Origin of the sequence: Pseudopedobacter sp. (assembly GCF_040392825.1) — a bacterium.
In the GTDB taxonomy this organism is placed as follows: domain Bacteria; phylum Bacteroidota; class Bacteroidia; order Sphingobacteriales; family Sphingobacteriaceae; genus Pseudopedobacter.
Genome location: NZ_JBEBVH010000072.1, coordinates 1 through 16,060, shown reverse-complemented (window position 1 = coordinate 16,060; position 16,060 = coordinate 1). Strand labels below are relative to the sequence as shown.

The window sequence follows — 16,060 nt, the reverse complement described above, 5'->3', positions numbered from 1 at the left end:
AGGTGGTACAAAGTACTAATATATACAACGATACCAGATCGTCACACTTATGGCGCCCCGATCATTTGGTATTGAATCCTAAAGACAATAACTATTATGGTATAATCAATGGTCAGGTATTTAAACTTAATAATCCAGGGACATCACCAACTATAAGTTTGTTGGGAAAAACCGGAAGCTACCTTACACTAGGGCCAAATAATGAGATGTACTATATGAATAATAAAAATTTGTGGAAAATGGTTTTAAATTAACCAGCATAATTCGAACACAACAAACTGATTATAAACACTATAATTGAAATGGCATGAAAAAAAATATATTATTTTCTTTGTTAATACTAAATGCATTAACATTTCAATCCAAAGCACAGCAATGGGCTGAATCAGGAGCTTTAAAGAACGTTAATTGGCACTATAGCTTTTCCGGTACAGAAGGTACTATTGTGAGTTCGGGAACCGGAATAGAAAAAATATCAACGCCTTTGTCTCAGGATTTCTTACCTAAACCAAGCTCGGGAGAAGTTAAAATTAGCACAACCGAGGAAACCGGTTCTGGAAAGGTTTCTTTTTCTTTGAAAGGCACTTGTATGACTTCATACTTAAAAATGGTTCATACCAGTGGCAAAGGAACCTCACCGGCACCTGCTAAATTTATCGTAAAAGATTTCGAGTCCCAATCTAAAGTGATGAGTGTCCATTTTAATGTGACACCAGAAAACACCTCCGGAAATCATCAGGCTATCTGGTATGTTGCCGTGGGACAGAGCGGAAACAGCTCCGTTACCGGGAACGGGTCTCCGGCGATTACAGGTTACTCTACTGCAGACAATGGCATATACACTGTTTTGAGGTTTAGAAAAACTACATTAGGTGGTAGTTACAGTTTACAGGCAAGGTATAATGACGGTACACAAACAAATGCTTCTACCAATTGGGGTTGGCAAAATATATCTGGCGCAACCTTAACAAACGGCACAGACGCAAAAATAGACCTGTTTTTCAATAATACAGGTACAGCTCAATTTTATACGTTTAACGGCGAAACCAAAGAACTGGCAGCAGCCGCTTACCACATTTATATCAATAACGTACAAAGAGGTACCAGCAGTGCAGAAGCAGCCAGATTAACCAGAAACCTCGCACAACAAAATCAATCTGTAAAATATACCGGAGATTTAAATGCTTTCAGCATTATGTCACGTGAAGCCGCATACAGTAGAGATGCAGGTAATAATATAATCTATGACAACTCTGCTTCATTGGCTATTAGTAATTTTGAGATCAACCATCTTAACACCCCTCCAACAGTAGCTCAATGGGTTGATTCCGAGTTTCTAAAAAATATCGATTGGGATTACAGTTTCTCGGGCACCATTGATACACTTAACAATATAGCATATGCAACAGGAACAGAAAGCATATCAACACCTGCTACCGGAGGTTTTTTACCTAAACCGATATCTGGGGAAGTAAAAGTTGTAACCACAGAAGAAACAGGAGCAGGAAGAGCGGCCTTTATGCTTAACGATGGTAATTATGCCGCCCCTAGCTTAAAAATGGTACACACAAGTGGCAAAGGAGTCTTACCTGCACCGGCTAAATTTATTGTAAAGGATTTTAAGGCACAATCCAGAGTAATGAGTGCGCATTTTAATATAAAACCAGAAAATACCGCCGAAAATTACCAGGCTATATGGTATATTGTTGTTGGGCAAAGTGGAAACAGCTCGGTAACTGGCAACGGAGCACCTGCAATCACCGGATATACCGGTGCAGATGGCGGAATATATGCTCTTCTGAGACTTCGGAAAACTACTCTGGGTGGTAATTACAGTTTACAGGCAAGGTATAATGACGGTACACAAACGAATGCCTCTACCAACTGGGGTTGGCAAAATATAACAGGAGCGACCTTAACAAGTGGTTCAGATGCTAAAATAGATCTGTTTTTTAATAATACAGATACTGTACAGTCTTATTCCTTTAATGGCGTAACTAAAACTATAGCAGCAACGGCTTATCACGTTTATATAAACAATATACAAAGAGGTACCGGCGCTACAGAAGCAGCCAGATTAACCAGAAACCTCGCACAGCAAAATCAATCTGTAAAATATACCGGAGATTTAAGCGGTTTCAGCATTATGTCCCGCGAAGCAGCATATAGCAAAGATGCAGGTAACAATACCGTATATAATAATTCTGCTTCGCTAACGGTTAGCAACTTCGAACTTAAACACTTTGCAGCAACACCAACAGCAGCGCAGTGGACAGAATCTGGTGTTTTAAAAAATATCGATTGGGATTACAGTTTCTCGGGAAACATTGATACACTTGACAATACAGCTTATGCAACAGGAACAGAAAGCATATCAACGCCTGCTACAGGAGGTTTTTTACCGAAACCTATTTCCGGAGAAGTAAAAGTTGTAACCACGGAAGAAACAGGAATTGGAAGGGCCGCTTTCATACTTAACAAAGGTAATTACGCTATTTCAAGCTTAAAACTTGTTCATACGAGCGGTAAAGGAACCGCTCCCGCACCTGCCAAATTTATTGTAAAAGATTTTGAGGATCAATCTAAGGTAATGAGCGCCCATTTTAATATAAAACCAGAAAACACAGCCGAAAACTATCAGGCAATCTGGTATTTCGCTATAGGACAAAGCGGAAATAATGCGGTAACTGGCAATGGATCTCCCGCAATTACAGGGTATACCAGTACCGATAATGGTATATACGCTCTTTTCAGACTTCGGAAAATTGCACTTGGCGGCAATTACAGTTTGCAAGCAAGGTACAATGATGGTACACAAACAAATGCTTCTACCAACTGGGGCTGGCAAAACATATCAGGTGTTGCTTTAACAAACGGGAGCGACGCTAAAATAGATCTGTTTTTTAACAATACAGACTCTATACAGTCCTATACATTCAACGGGACCACGAAAACCATAGCAGCGGCAGCTTATCACATCTATATAAACAATGTCCAAAGGGGTACCAGTACTACAGAAGCAGCCAGATTAACCAGAAACCTCGCACAGCAAAACCAATCTGTAAAATATACCGGAAATTTAAATGCTTTCAGCATTATGTCCCGCGAAGCGGCATATAGTAAAGACGTAAATAATAATACAGTATATAATAATTCCGCTTCGCTAACTGTAAGTAATTTTGAAATTAAACACCTTACAGAACCGCAGACAACACAAAATCAGGGAAGTCTGATGGTTCAAACAGATCTAAGTACTAAAGTGAACCCGATAACTGGCGATAAGATGATGGCAGAGGAAAGTATATTTAGTGTCTTTAAACTGGCAGACAATAATTTAAAAGTTTTAATCTCGTCCACTAAGGTTACACCTTCAGAAATTACAATCAGCGATGTTACGGGCAGGATAATTTATAAGACAAAAAAGACTTTAGTCGAGGGAATGAATGAATTTGAACTAACAATGCCGGTTAACTCTCCCAGAAGCGTTGCCGTTGTTCACATACGCACAGCTTCTGCTTCTAAAAGTGTTAAGCTGATTCTATGAAACTAAGATCAAAACTCATAACGGCGAAAGATTTACAAAAATTATTAACTATTTAAAATACATAACATGAAAAAGACCACACTATTTTTATTATCAGCTTTAACGGCAATCGGCTTTCAAACGAAAGCTCAATGGGTTGAATCGGGAAACTTAAAAAACATCGTTTGGGAATACGATTTTTCCGGCGCAACAGGAACAGTGGCCAATTCTGGTAAGGGAATAGAAAAGACATCAACTCCTTCAGCCCAGGACTTTCTTCCAAAACCAAAATCAGGTGAGGTAAAAATTATGGCAGGTGAGGAAAGCGGAAGCGGAAAGTCTTCTTTTACGCTTAATAACCAAGGAAGCCCTTCCCTAACCATGGTTCATACCAGTGGACGCGGTTTCGCTCCTGCTGCTGCAAAATTCATTGCCAGAAATTTCGAAGCTAAGTCAAAGATAATGAGCGTACATTTTAATTTAAAGCCAAGTAATACTGCAGAAAACAAACAAGCTATATGGTATATTATTGCCGGATCGGGCGCAAATTCCAGCGTTGGTGGAGCAGGAGCTCCAATAATTTCAGCAGCTGGTAATGCAGACAAAGGAGTGTACACCCTGTTCAGACTTAGAAAAGCTGCTGTTGGAGGAAAATACAGTTTACAAGTAAGATATAATGACGGAGCCCAGCCTAAAGCAGATAATAACTACTGGGGTTGGCAAACGATTCCAGGCGTATCTATAGCCCCCGATAAAGAGTCAAAATTTGATCTGTTCTGTAATAACACAGATGCAAGTCAATCCTATACATTTAACGGAACACAAAAAACATTACCGGCAAAAGCTTATCACATTTATATAGATGGCGTTCAGAAAGGTGCAGGAAGCAATGAAGCGGCAAAACTGGTAAGAAACCAGGGTGGAGTTGATAAGGATATTTATTATACCGGAGATTTAAACGGCTTTAGTATCATGTCTCGTGAAGGAGCACATTCTGATGTAAAAAATGCTGATGGCACCATGAGCTACGACAACTCTGCATCATTAACTATAAGTGATTTAAAAATTGTTCATCTTGCAGCAGCCAAAAAATAAGATCCGAATCTGGAATGTTCTTAAAATAAAAGAGAATTAGACCGGGAATATTAAATTTCCGGTCTAAACTTATTTTAAACAAACTTTCTTATGCCTATTAATTTCTAAACTCAATAATGAAAAAAACAATCAATTTACTGCTGTTCTCTCTTTTTGCTATATCAGCTTCGGCGCAAGACCTAACAGCAATTCCAAAAGAAAATTTTAAAATCACCAATCTGGGCCCTCAGGTAACAGATATTGTTTTACAGGGGAGTGTTTTTGCTAAAGATCCTGATGGAAGAACATTAATATATACCGTAGTTAGAGGAACTCCCGCTCACTTGCTGGGTTTTGATACAGAAACCCGAAAACTGGCCGTTGATATTCCACTACCAAAGACAGATGGTTCCTGGGACTTGGAAGTCAGCTCTACAGGGGTAGTTTATGTAGCGGGTGGCTCTGGTGGCTTTTTCTATAAACACGTTCCAGGAACCAAACAGGCTGAAAACCTGGGAAAGGTTTTAGGAACAGAAACATATATCTGGGATTTATCTGCAGGCAAAGATGGTGAAATTTACGGTGCAACTTATCCTAATTGCAGAGTTTTTAGGTATCATCCAACTGAAGGTTATACAGATTTCGGAAACGGGCCTCTGGTAGAAGGAGAAAATTATGTGAGGGGACTGGTATATAATCACATCAGTCAGAAAATTTATGCCGGTATTGGTTCACATGCGCACCTCATAGAACTGGACGCAAAATCTAAAACTAAGGTTAGTTTATTACCGCAAGAATATAAGTCAGCGCAGTTTGTATACGACATAGGCCAGGTAGAAGGCTTAAAGTCAGGAGACAGAATTTTCTTTACTGTTGCCGGCGCAAAAAAAGTACTTGTTTATAATATCACAAAAAAAAGGTACGAAGGAGAAATGCCTGAATTTCCCGTAAAGGCCATAATTAAAGACCCTGCATCAGAAAAGGTGTATTACGTTCATAACAGCAAACTGATGATGCTGGACTATAAAGAAGAGAATCCAACGCCTGTAGAGCTCTCTAATTTCAGAGGAAAACCTTTAGCTTCTGCATGGAATGAAAAAGGAGAACTTTTGTTCTTGAATAGCTATCAGCAAATCACAACCTTTAATCCAGCTACTTCCCAGCAAAAAACACAGGCCCTGATAGATGTTCCTGCGCAACCTATTTCCTTAACTTATATTGATATGGGACCCGATAATAAAATATGGTCAGGAGGGTACCTGGGCGGAAGCAATGCCGCTTATGACTTAAAGAAGAATAAGGCGACGGTGTATAAAGGACTGTCTCAAACAGAAAGTGCTACAAAATTAGGCTCTAAAATATACTTTGGCAATTATCCTAAAGCCAGATTTAATGTGTACGATATTTCAGCAGAATGGAGTCTTAAAGATAAAAACCCTAAACAAATAGGATCTGTTAGCGGACAGGACAGGCCCTTTGGTGCATTAGCTGTACCTTCTTTAAATAAGGTGTTTTTTGGTACTGTTCCGGAGTATGGAATAAATGGAGGTGCTTTGATAGAAATAGACGCAACAACTGATAATGTTGTCAGTCACGGAGAAGTTGTTCAAAAACAGTCTGTTATTACACTGGCTTTTCAGAACGATATGCTGATAGGAGGTTGTTCTATATGGGGCGGCTTGGGCATTCAGCCGGTAGAAAAGGAAGCCAAACTGTTTGTCTGGGATCCGGCAAAAAAACAAAAAATATTTGAAGTTGTACCAGTACCCGGAGCAAAAGCAATTACGGCACTAATGAACGGTCCGGATGGTCATATTTGGGGATATGCAGGCGGTACACTGTTCAAATTTGATGTAAAAAAGAAAGCAGTGATACTAACCAAACATGTTTATGACGACAAAAGAGATTCTTTTTTATGGAGACCAGACGCACTTGTTCTTCATCCTAATGGCATGATATACGGTGATTTTATTGGTAAACTAATTTCTTTAGACCCCAAAACATTAGAAGTCAAATCTTTTAATATATCGGGTGCAAATATCATTCTTGGCTTAGATAAAGAAATGTATTATAGAAGCGGTAAAGAGATATGGCGTTTGGATATATTAAAAAGATAATCCTTAATAAATTAAGATGTTAAATAGCTGTTTTTCAAAAATTAATACCAGACTGCTCTTGCTGTTATGCTTTTGTGTACACTTCTTTTGGGGTGCTCTCGCACAGGATCTTACCGGAGGGCTTACTTTAAATCATTCAGATTGGGTCTACAACACTGGTGAACAAGTGCTTGTTTCTGGTACTATAAAGTATAAAGAGCAACTGGTTAATAATGCTAAAGTTAAATATGAAATAGGCGCAGAAATGATGTCTCCTATTATTACAGATAGCATTATTACCAATAATGGTACTTTTAAAATTCCTGCAGGCACAATGAACCAGCCGGGATTTTTAAGATGTATAATTAACATAGAGTACGGGGGACAGCAATACAGAGAGCTAATAACAGCCGCATTTAATCCGGATAATATATCTCCTACTGTGGGTATGCCTTATGACTTTATGGATTTTTGGAAAAACGCAATAGAAAAAAATAAATCAATTCCTTTAGATGCTCAAATGATACTATTGGAAGATAAATCTACAAGTGAGCTTAATGTTTATGAAATCTCTTTCCAGAATTACACCCCTGGAAGCAGAATTTATGGTATTTTATGTATTCCAAAAGCATCGGGAAGCTATCCCGCCATATTTAATCCACCGGGAGCCGGCGTTCACAAGATTGCCGGGGACTTAAGTACAGCAAAAAAGGGCTTTATCACTCTTCAAATAGGCATACATGGTATTCCATTAAATATGGATGAAAGTGAATATGAAAATTTGGCAAATACAACTCTCAAACGATACCGAGTAGATGGGATGTATGACAGAGATACTTATTATTTTAAAAGAGTATACCTGGGTTGTGTAAAAGCTATCGATTTTATATACAGCCTGCCACAATTTGATGGCGAAAATCTAGCTGCCTCCGGAGGGAGCCAGGGAGGTGCGCTAGCTCTGGTAACAACTGCACTGGACGATCGGGTAAAATACATATCGGCCTATGCCCCTGCTTTATCTGACCTCACCGGTTATTTATGTGGCAGAGCTGGCGGATGGCCACATATGTTTAAAAACATAGGTAGCAACCAACATAAAGCCGTATATAGTTTACAGTATTACGACGCTGTAAACTTTGCAAAACAGATCAGGGTTCCCGGCCTCTACAGTTGGGGATTTAATGATGAGACTACACCACCCACCACCATGTTTTCTGTATACAATTCCATTCATGCTCCGAAAGAATTATTTATCGAAAAAGAAAGTGGCCATTGGTATAGCAGCAGACAAACTACAAAAAGACTAGATTGGCTACAAAGTAAACTAAAACCTAATTAATAATTTTAATATATAATCGTATGATCTCTAATCATCTTTTAAAATTTAACGGCAGATATTTATTATTATCTATCTTCTGTTTCTTCTTTTTTAAGGCTCAATCACAGCCTAAGCCGCAGGATCTAACTGCCGGACTTTCCTTAAACCACGACAATTGGGTTTATAATGTAGGCGAGAAGGTTACAATATCCGGAACGGTAAAGTATAAAGGGCAGATACTTAATAACATTAAGGTTAAATATGAGATTGGACCAGAAATGCTCACTCCGCTTGTAGTAGACAGTCTAATTTCCAGCAATGGAAATTTCAGCATTCCCGCAGGTACAATGAAACAGCCTGGTTTTTTAAGGTGTATTGTTAAAATTGAGCATGAAGGAAAGCAATACCGGGAAGTAATAACCGCAGCTTTTGATCCTAATAAAATTGCTCCTACAGTGAATATGCCCTCAGACTTTATGGATTTTTGGCAGAAGGCTATAAAAGACAACAGGGAAATACCTTTAGATCCTAAAATGACCCTTTTAAAAGATAGATCTACAGAAGAGCTTAACGTATATGAAATTTCTTTCCAGAATTACAAACCGGGCAGCAGGATATATGGCATTTTATGTGTTCCAAAAGCACCGGGGCGTTATCCGGCAATATTCAACCCGCCGGGAGCCGGAATACATAAAATTCAAGGCGATCTAACTACCGCCAAAAATGGTTTTATTACATTACAGATAGGTATACATGGAATTCCGTTAAACATGGAGCCCGAAGAATACAAAAAACTTGCTAACACTACCTTTAAAAGATACAGGGTAGAGGGAATGGAAAATAAAGACACCTATTATTTCAAGAGAGTGTATCTGGGCTGCGTAAGAGCAATTGACTTTATATATACGCTACCCGAATTTGACGGTGAAAATATAGCAGCGACAGGAGGAAGCCAGGGAGGTGCCTTAACTTTAGTAACCACGGCATTGGATAATAGAATAAAATATTTAGCTGCATATGCTCCTGCACTATCAGACCTTACTGGTTATCTATTTGACAGAGCTGGAGGATGGCCACATATGTTTAAAAGTATCGGAAGCAATAAAGACAGAGCGGTAAAAAGTTTGCAGTATTATGATGCTGTGAACTTTGCAAAACAAATTAAAGTACCAGGCCTATACAGTTTTGGATACAATGATGAAACCACCCCTCCTACTACCATGTTTTCCACCTATAATTCAATAACAGCGCCTAAGGAATTATATATAGCCAAAGAAACAGGACATTGGTATAACAGGGCACAAACGAAAAAACGGACAGATTGGTTACAAAACAAATTAAGAAAAAATTAAATGAAGTGTTTAAAATATTTAGCATTAGCTTTTGCTCTTTTTTTGTGTTATGAAAACAGTATAGCACAAAAACCATCACGTTTTCAAGCTAATATCCAGAAGTTTAAACAACTGGACAGCATTAATCCACCGGCTAAGAGCCCTATTTTGCTAATTGGCAGTTCGTCTTTCACTAACTGGAAAGATGTGCAATCTTATTTTCCTGATTACACAATTATCAACCGTGGATTTGGTGGGTCTCAGTTTCCAGATTTGATTAGACATGCAGATGATGTTATTTATCCTTATAAACCTAAGCAAATCATCATTTATTGTGGGGATAATGACTTAATGGCCAAAAATGCTACCCCAGAAATTGTATTCGGCAATTTCAAAACCCTGTATGATGGTATCAGGAGCAAATTGGGAAAGAAAGTGAACATCACTTTTATTTCCATTAAGCCAAGCCCAAGAAGAAGGCACCTTATCCCACAAGTAATAGAAACCAACACTTTAATTAAGAACTTCTTAAAAAAAGATAGGTATGCCGGATATATTGATGTATATAATAAAATGTTAGCTGCAAATGGCGAGCCCATCAAGACTATATTTTTAAAGGATAGTTTACATATGAATGCTTCCGGTTATGCGATTTGGCAGAAAGAGTTAAAACCTGCATTGCTAAAATAAAACTTAAGATATTGATTACAGAACAAATATGAAAAGAATATCACTGGCAATAAGTCTTGTTTTTATTTTAAATATTACTGTTTTTGCTCAAAAAATTGATAGTTACCTTTACTCTTCAGTAACTTATAATCTGCAAAGGGAGATAACTAAAGCGCTGCCTGAAGGTATTAAAGCATACCACGGACCAGAATTTATTTCATTGGCAAAAAAAGGGGGAATAGCAAATGTAGTGATTGTAAAAGCAGATAAAGACGAGCATAACTATTTAGGTTCTATTTTACAAAAAGAATTATCGAAAGCCTGGAAGGTTGAAATTCCTTTAGTTGACTGGGAAGCAGCAAAAAGCGGAAACAAGAATATCATTCTGTTTGGTAAAGCGAAATATAACATGGCTTTACGTGAATTGGATGCCAACAGCTTATTAGGTAATAACGATAAAGGTTATGAAATAAGAACTATTCCAAATGCCCTAAGTTGGGGAAAAGACGTAGTTTATATTAACGGAACGGACGAATCTGATTTTAAAGAGGCAATTAAAATTTTGCTTAAAAAAGCCCATAATCCGAATAAAGTTAAGTTTTTTATAGAGTGTAAAGGATGGAATCAGGAGAATGTACAAAAGGATCAGCAGGAATTTATCAAAGAATTATTAGATCATTATGCAAAAGATGATTCCCGCAGAAATAATATCGCCATAGAATCCTTATTGGCCAAACCGGTGAATAAATATAAAATGACCGGTAATGATGCTTATGTAAAAACCTTTTCTGAGATGATGAATATGGTTTTAGAACGTTATGATAAATTTCTGGGCGACAGAAAAACACCTCCGACATTCGAATTTCATGTATTTCCTACTTATCTGTACAATGTAGAAAACTCTAAAAGCTTTTCTGATACAGACCGGCTTAAGGCTATTGAGTTTATGCGCAGAATTGCAGAGGATGCAATGAACTATTGGGAAATGGCAGAACCTATGAAGTTCTATAACGCCGGAACCAAAGGCTACATTACAAATCACTCTTGTTTTGCATCAAGGACAGTTTCTTCTATTGCCCGATATCTTTTAACCCGATACAATTATGAACCTGCAAAATACTGGAAAGAAGTTGCCGACAATGGATTTGATGGAGTAGCTCCACATCCATATTCTCCAGAAGATGCAGCAGGTTATCAATACCTGGTTTACAGAATTTTTGTAGACTACGCCATTACCAGCGGGAGATATAAAATGGATTTTTTCAGATCCCCCCTATTCCAGGGATATTTAAGGTTTACTAAAGCACAATACAACCATTTGGGATATTTAGCAGGCTATGGAGATGCAAACGCAATAGGACATTATAGTTCGCACCCTTTTCTGAAACAAGCGATTGAGCTTTTTGATGACAATGAGGCTAAATATCTTTTACAACTTATTGACAGGAATAATAATGGAAAAGGTATTGAAACTAAAATAGATTTACCCCCGCCCGGGGCAGATACTCATGGTTTAAGTTATTTTCTGTTAAATGAATTTAAACAGGAACAGTATAAGATTAAAGACTTATTCAGAACACCTTTATTAGATAAAGCTATCTTCAGAAGCGGATGGGATGGGCATGCAGATTTCTTAACTGTAACCGGTATTAATGGTGATGGCAGAAACCACGGCCATTTTGATGCAAATGGTATTAGCCAGTATATCGTAGGCGACAGATTATGGCTATGGGAAGGAGATTATATTAAGAAATTTCCCGACGATCATAATTCCATGATAGTAAACAGAAACGGAAAGAACTTCGATTTCAGACGCAATTTTAAAGTCAGAAATAAAGCCGCAGCTTCACAAGTAAAAGTTGCACTAGAAAGCGGGAGTAAAGCCCAGTCGCTGCTATCGCTTTTGCTTGAGCAGTACAATGGCGTGAATTGGACAAGAAATATAAATTATCTGGCTAAAAAAGGGCTTTGGATCATAGATGAGGTTGATGTTCTAATCCCCGGAAGTTACGGGATTGAGCTCTATTGGAGAAGTGTAGGCAACATGCAACTTAAAGACCAGTCTGTACAGTTTACTCAAAAAGCATCTAATGATGGGGTTCCTTATAACTTCTTTATTGTTGAAGGCAGTGGAGCAACCAGATTTGCTAAAACCTTTTTTGAAGGCGGCCATGGAAGAAGAGACGGAAACTTGACCGGATACAAAAAAACCTATGATTTGAACACCAGACAAATTGTTCAACGCAGGCAAGGAAATTATCAAAAAGGCGATAAATTGTATTATGTGAATTTTATGCATGCTGCCGAAGGCAGAAATCCTGTCGCACCAAAAATTCATCAAATAGCGAATAACGTTTATGCAGTAAACTCAGGGGAAGATTATCATTTAGCTATCATAGGAAATTACAAATCCAATTCTATAGAAGTAGAATCCGGCAAATGTTTCCTGGGCCCAGACGGTATATTGGCCTCCAGAGCAACGATAATTAAAATAGGAGATTACCAATGGAGTTCAAACACTCCTCAAGATATTGTAATAGACTATAAAGATGTCTTAAACGAAGCTTATCTTAAGGTATTGAAGGAAGAGTTTGAAAAAGGTAAACTGGTACTGTCTTCAAAACCAGAAAATGTTGCAGCTGCTGATAACAAAATTGATAACATTAAAAATCTAAAAAGCGATGCATCATCTATTGCTCTGCAAGACGGACAAATAGCTATTGGATCTGCCAATGGTAATTTTATAATTATTGATGAAAAAGGAAAAACTCTCTTTGAACATAAATTTGCTAAGGAGATAACCGCTATATGTCCCGTAAAAACCAATAAAGGTATATCATGGGCCGTTGCTGTTTTCCCGGAAAGCTTAGACGCAGGCGAAGCGACTTTACATCTTGTAAACGAAAATGGGCAAATAGCCTGGGTCGGCAAAATTGGTTCCTGGCATAAAAGAAACGGCACAATAACAACCTTATTTACCGCGAAACTGGATAACAGTGGAGAATTAGCACTTATTGCCGGGTCTCAGGCATGGCACTATTATGCTTTTTCTTACAAAACGGGGCAACAAATCTGGAGATGTCCAATTTTACATGGCGCAACAGTAGGAGCTGCAGGAGATATGGATGGAGATGGCCTAGACGATATTGCTTTAGGTAACGAATATTATTCTCTTCAGCTTGCTAATCATAAAGGCGTTAGTACAAAAGGAATTACTATTTCTCCCTGGAATTATTCGGTAGTGATAAAAGACCTGAATGGTGATGGCAAAAAAGAAGCAATTTTTGGAAGAGGTGACGGCTGGCTTTATGTAAATGTCCCTGAAGGAAATACTTTTAAAAGCTGGAATGCTAATGTTGGAGGGAAACCCGTATCTATTGTTGATATCGAACACGGCCCTGTAAAATTGGCAGCAGCGACCGAAATGGGCGATGTAGTTTATTTAGACGGTACAGGAAAAATAATAACTTATACAAAACTTCCGGCCCAATTAACAGATTTGAAACTAGTAAACAAACAATTACTGGCTACGTGTATGGATGGTTATTCGTACTTATTAGATTTAAATGGTAAAATTCTAAGCAAATCAGCTTATAGTTTCGATCTCAACTCCATTTATCAGACAAAGATTTCTGCCGGAGAAAAATCTGCAGTGTTTTATTCTGGTAAGAATATATATCTGGTAAAAAATTAATTGATGTTTATTTATAAGTATCTTATATGAAAAGAACGTTTTTGATTTTAATAGGCTTAATAATAGCCATATCTTCGTATAGTAAGCAGGGGGAAAAAGTCCCTGCTACCATACAAAAAAAAGTAGCGTCTTTAAGACCAACTGAATACGATGAGCATAAATGGACAGAATATATTCCTGGAAATATGCCTTTGGTAATCAGTGTACCTCATGGCGGAAGCCTTATCGTTGAAGAATTGGGACTCAATACCTGCCCGGGACATAACAGCCATTATGACTTCGGTACAATAGAAATAGCCAAAGCAATACAGCAGGAATTTGAAGAGAAGTACAAACTAAGACCTTATATTGTTATCTGTCATTTGTCTCGTAAGCATATAGACCAAAACAGAGATTTAGAAACTGCAACTTGTGGCAAGGAAACCATGAAAACTGCCTGGAATAATTTTCATGGCTTTATTAATGTAGCATTAAAAGATGCCGTAAAAAACTTTGGAAAAGCTATTTATATAGATTTACATGGCCACCCGCATACAAAACAACGTGTCGAGCTTGGGTATTCAATTAGTAAAAAGGATTTAATAGCAGTACAGACAAAAAACATCCCTGGCAACTTGGAGCAAAAATCAAGCTTAAGAAATTTCTTTACCAATAACTGGAATAAGAACATAGGCATTAGCGATTTGCTTATTGGGAACAATGCTTTTGGATCACTTCTGGTTAATAACGGAATTCCCACTGTACCCAGCGCCCAGGATAACGCTCCTTTAAACAATGAAGCTTATTTTGCTGCAGAAACGGTTTACAATACACCAAATTACACATCTGTAAAATATCCAAATGTAATTGGCTGGCAGGTAGAATGTAGTATAGACCAGAGGAAATCAAACAGTCATGCTAAACTGGCAAAAGCATTTACTTCGAGTATGATGACTTTCATAGAAAAGAATACTAAGATTAAAATCAAAAACAGTAAGAATAAGCTCTAAGTTGGATTAACATGAAAAAATGCTTAAAAATTACTGGAGCATATTTATTATTGTTTATTTGTGTCATGGGCTCTCCAAGACATCTTATGGCACAAAACGATGCAGATTTGATGAATCTTCCCGGAGAAGGTAATAGTTTGAGTACAAAGAAAAATATTGTTAATAAAAAATACTCAACCGCTGATTTATTAAATCTGGCATTACTTCCTGCAAAAGTAAAAGTTTCTCCATTGCCAGAGTATGACGTAGACAAGCTCGATTATGCACTTTCGGAAGGAATTACAAGAACTCCGGCAGGAACATTATGGACTTGCTGGGTTGCTGGAGGAGATAATGATAAGGCTTTCGTAGTATTAGCGAGCAGCAGGGACAATGGCCAAACCTGGTCTAAACCCCGTGTTGTTATCGATCCGCGGATTTCTGGCTTGCCACTTGGGAGACGCGCATTAGTCGCAAATGTGTGGACTGATCCAAAAGGTAATCTTTGGTTGTTTTATGACCAGAGTATCGGATATTTTGATGGCCGCGCAGGTGTATGGGCAACTGTTTGCTCTAATCCGGACAGCAAAGAACTGAAATGGTCTAAACCTAAAAGAATATCAGATGGGGCTGCTCTTAATAAACCAATAGTAACTGCAAAAGGCGAATGGTTACTACCTGTATCTTTATGGCCGCGTACGCTGATAAACTCGGAATTTAAAGCACATTTTCACGAACTTGACGACCGTAGAGGTGCAAATGTCCTTGTTTCCATTGATCAGGGAAAAACATGGAAACTTCGTGGAAACACAGTAAAATCGCCTTATCCAACAGTTGACGAGAATATGCTAATTGAACGGAAAGATGGTTCTTTATGGATGACAATGCGTACGCTTAAGGGAATGTGCGAGAGCTTTTCGACAGACAGAGGTTATACATGGAGTAAAGCGGAAGAATCTAAGATATTCCATGGTAATAGTCGTCATTTTATTACGCGATTAAAATCAGGTCGTTTGCTATTGATAAAACATGGCGAGCAAATTAAACGCCCTGAAGGCGACAGTACAGTCTTAAGCAGGACAAAACTCACCGCATTTCTTTCAGAAGATGACGGCATTACTTGGTCAAAGGGTTTCTTACTTGTAGACAGAGGCGTCTCTTATCCCGACGGGATTCAAGCAGAAGATGGTACAATTTATATTTGTTATGATTATGACCGCTGGTTCTCTGCAGAAATCTGGATGGCCAGGTTTACTGAAAAAGACATTCTTGTCGGAAAAATGCTTGATCCACATTCTAATAAGGCCATTCTTATAAGTAAAGCAACAGGTTTAACCGAAGAAGAAAGAGCTATACGGATTGAACATAGAAGGAAAAAGGCGGAAAA

At 38.1% G+C, this 16,060-nt stretch carries 10 protein-coding genes; all 10 read left to right on the top strand.

Translation table 11 applies throughout. The features are described 5' to 3' along the window. The coding region (locus ABWO41_RS07180) for a hypothetical protein (protein ID WP_353135635.1) at positions 1 to 254 on the top strand (254 nt) is incomplete at its 5' end. Positions 255 to 307: 53 nt separating this feature from the next. Next, complete coding sequence (locus ABWO41_RS07175; RefSeq protein WP_353135632.1) at positions 308 to 3,544, top strand: hypothetical protein; 3,237 nt, start codon at positions 308 to 310, stop codon at positions 3,542 to 3,544. Positions 3,545 to 3,610: 66 nt separating this feature from the next. After that, positions 3,611 to 4,618, top strand: a complete 1,008-nt coding sequence (locus ABWO41_RS07170) for a hypothetical protein (RefSeq protein WP_353135630.1) — start codon at positions 3,611 to 3,613, stop codon at positions 4,616 to 4,618. Positions 4,619 to 4,734: 116 nt separating this feature from the next. After that, positions 4,735 to 6,714, top strand: coding sequence for an NHL repeat-containing protein (locus tag ABWO41_RS07165; RefSeq protein WP_353135627.1), 1,980 nt, complete (start codon positions 4,735 to 4,737; stop codon positions 6,712 to 6,714). 16 nt (positions 6,715 to 6,730) lie between these two features. Beyond that, positions 6,731 to 8,032, top strand: a complete 1,302-nt coding sequence (locus tag ABWO41_RS07160) for an acetylxylan esterase (RefSeq protein ID WP_353135624.1) — start codon at positions 6,731 to 6,733, stop codon at positions 8,030 to 8,032. 20 nt (positions 8,033 to 8,052) lie between these two features. Continuing rightward, positions 8,053 to 9,363: an acetylxylan esterase gene (locus ABWO41_RS07155; protein ID WP_353135621.1), complete on the top strand. Its 1,311-nt coding sequence runs from the start codon at positions 8,053 to 8,055 to the stop codon at positions 9,361 to 9,363. Beyond that, complete coding sequence (locus tag ABWO41_RS07150) at positions 9,364 to 10,032, top strand: GDSL-type esterase/lipase family protein (RefSeq protein ID WP_353135618.1); 669 nt, start codon at positions 9,364 to 9,366, stop codon at positions 10,030 to 10,032. Positions 10,033 to 10,060: 28 nt separating this feature from the next. Then, a complete protein-coding gene (locus ABWO41_RS07145) occupies positions 10,061 to 13,705 on the top strand; it encodes a PQQ-binding-like beta-propeller repeat protein (RefSeq protein WP_353135615.1) in 3,645 nt (1,214 codons plus the stop codon). Positions 13,706 to 13,731: 26 nt separating this feature from the next. After that, positions 13,732 to 14,694, top strand: coding sequence for a hypothetical protein (locus ABWO41_RS07140; protein ID WP_353135612.1), 963 nt, complete (start codon positions 13,732 to 13,734; stop codon positions 14,692 to 14,694). A gap of 11 nt (positions 14,695 to 14,705) precedes the next feature. Continuing rightward, a partial coding sequence (locus ABWO41_RS07135; RefSeq protein ID WP_353135609.1) for a sialidase family protein occupies positions 14,706 to 16,060 on the top strand: 1,355 nt, incomplete at its 3' end.

What these genes read in the sequence shown, in the direction of transcription:
- ABWO41_RS07175 (WP_353135632.1), top strand. Translation starts at nt 308, where the DNA reads ATGAAAAAAAATATATTATTTTCTTTGTTAATACTAAATGCATTAACA.
- ABWO41_RS07170 (WP_353135630.1), top strand. Translation starts at nt 3,611, where the DNA reads ATGAAAAAGACCACACTATTTTTATTATCAGCTTTAACGGCAATCGGC.
- ABWO41_RS07165 (WP_353135627.1), top strand. Translation starts at nt 4,735, where the DNA reads ATGAAAAAAACAATCAATTTACTGCTGTTCTCTCTTTTTGCTATATCA.
- ABWO41_RS07160 (WP_353135624.1), top strand. Translation starts at nt 6,731, where the DNA reads ATGTTAAATAGCTGTTTTTCAAAAATTAATACCAGACTGCTCTTGCTG.
- ABWO41_RS07155 (WP_353135621.1), top strand. Translation starts at nt 8,053, where the DNA reads ATGATCTCTAATCATCTTTTAAAATTTAACGGCAGATATTTATTATTA.
- ABWO41_RS07150 (WP_353135618.1), top strand. Translation starts at nt 9,364, where the DNA reads ATGAAGTGTTTAAAATATTTAGCATTAGCTTTTGCTCTTTTTTTGTGT.
- ABWO41_RS07145 (WP_353135615.1), top strand. Translation starts at nt 10,061, where the DNA reads ATGAAAAGAATATCACTGGCAATAAGTCTTGTTTTTATTTTAAATATT.
- ABWO41_RS07140 (WP_353135612.1), top strand. Translation starts at nt 13,732, where the DNA reads ATGAAAAGAACGTTTTTGATTTTAATAGGCTTAATAATAGCCATATCT.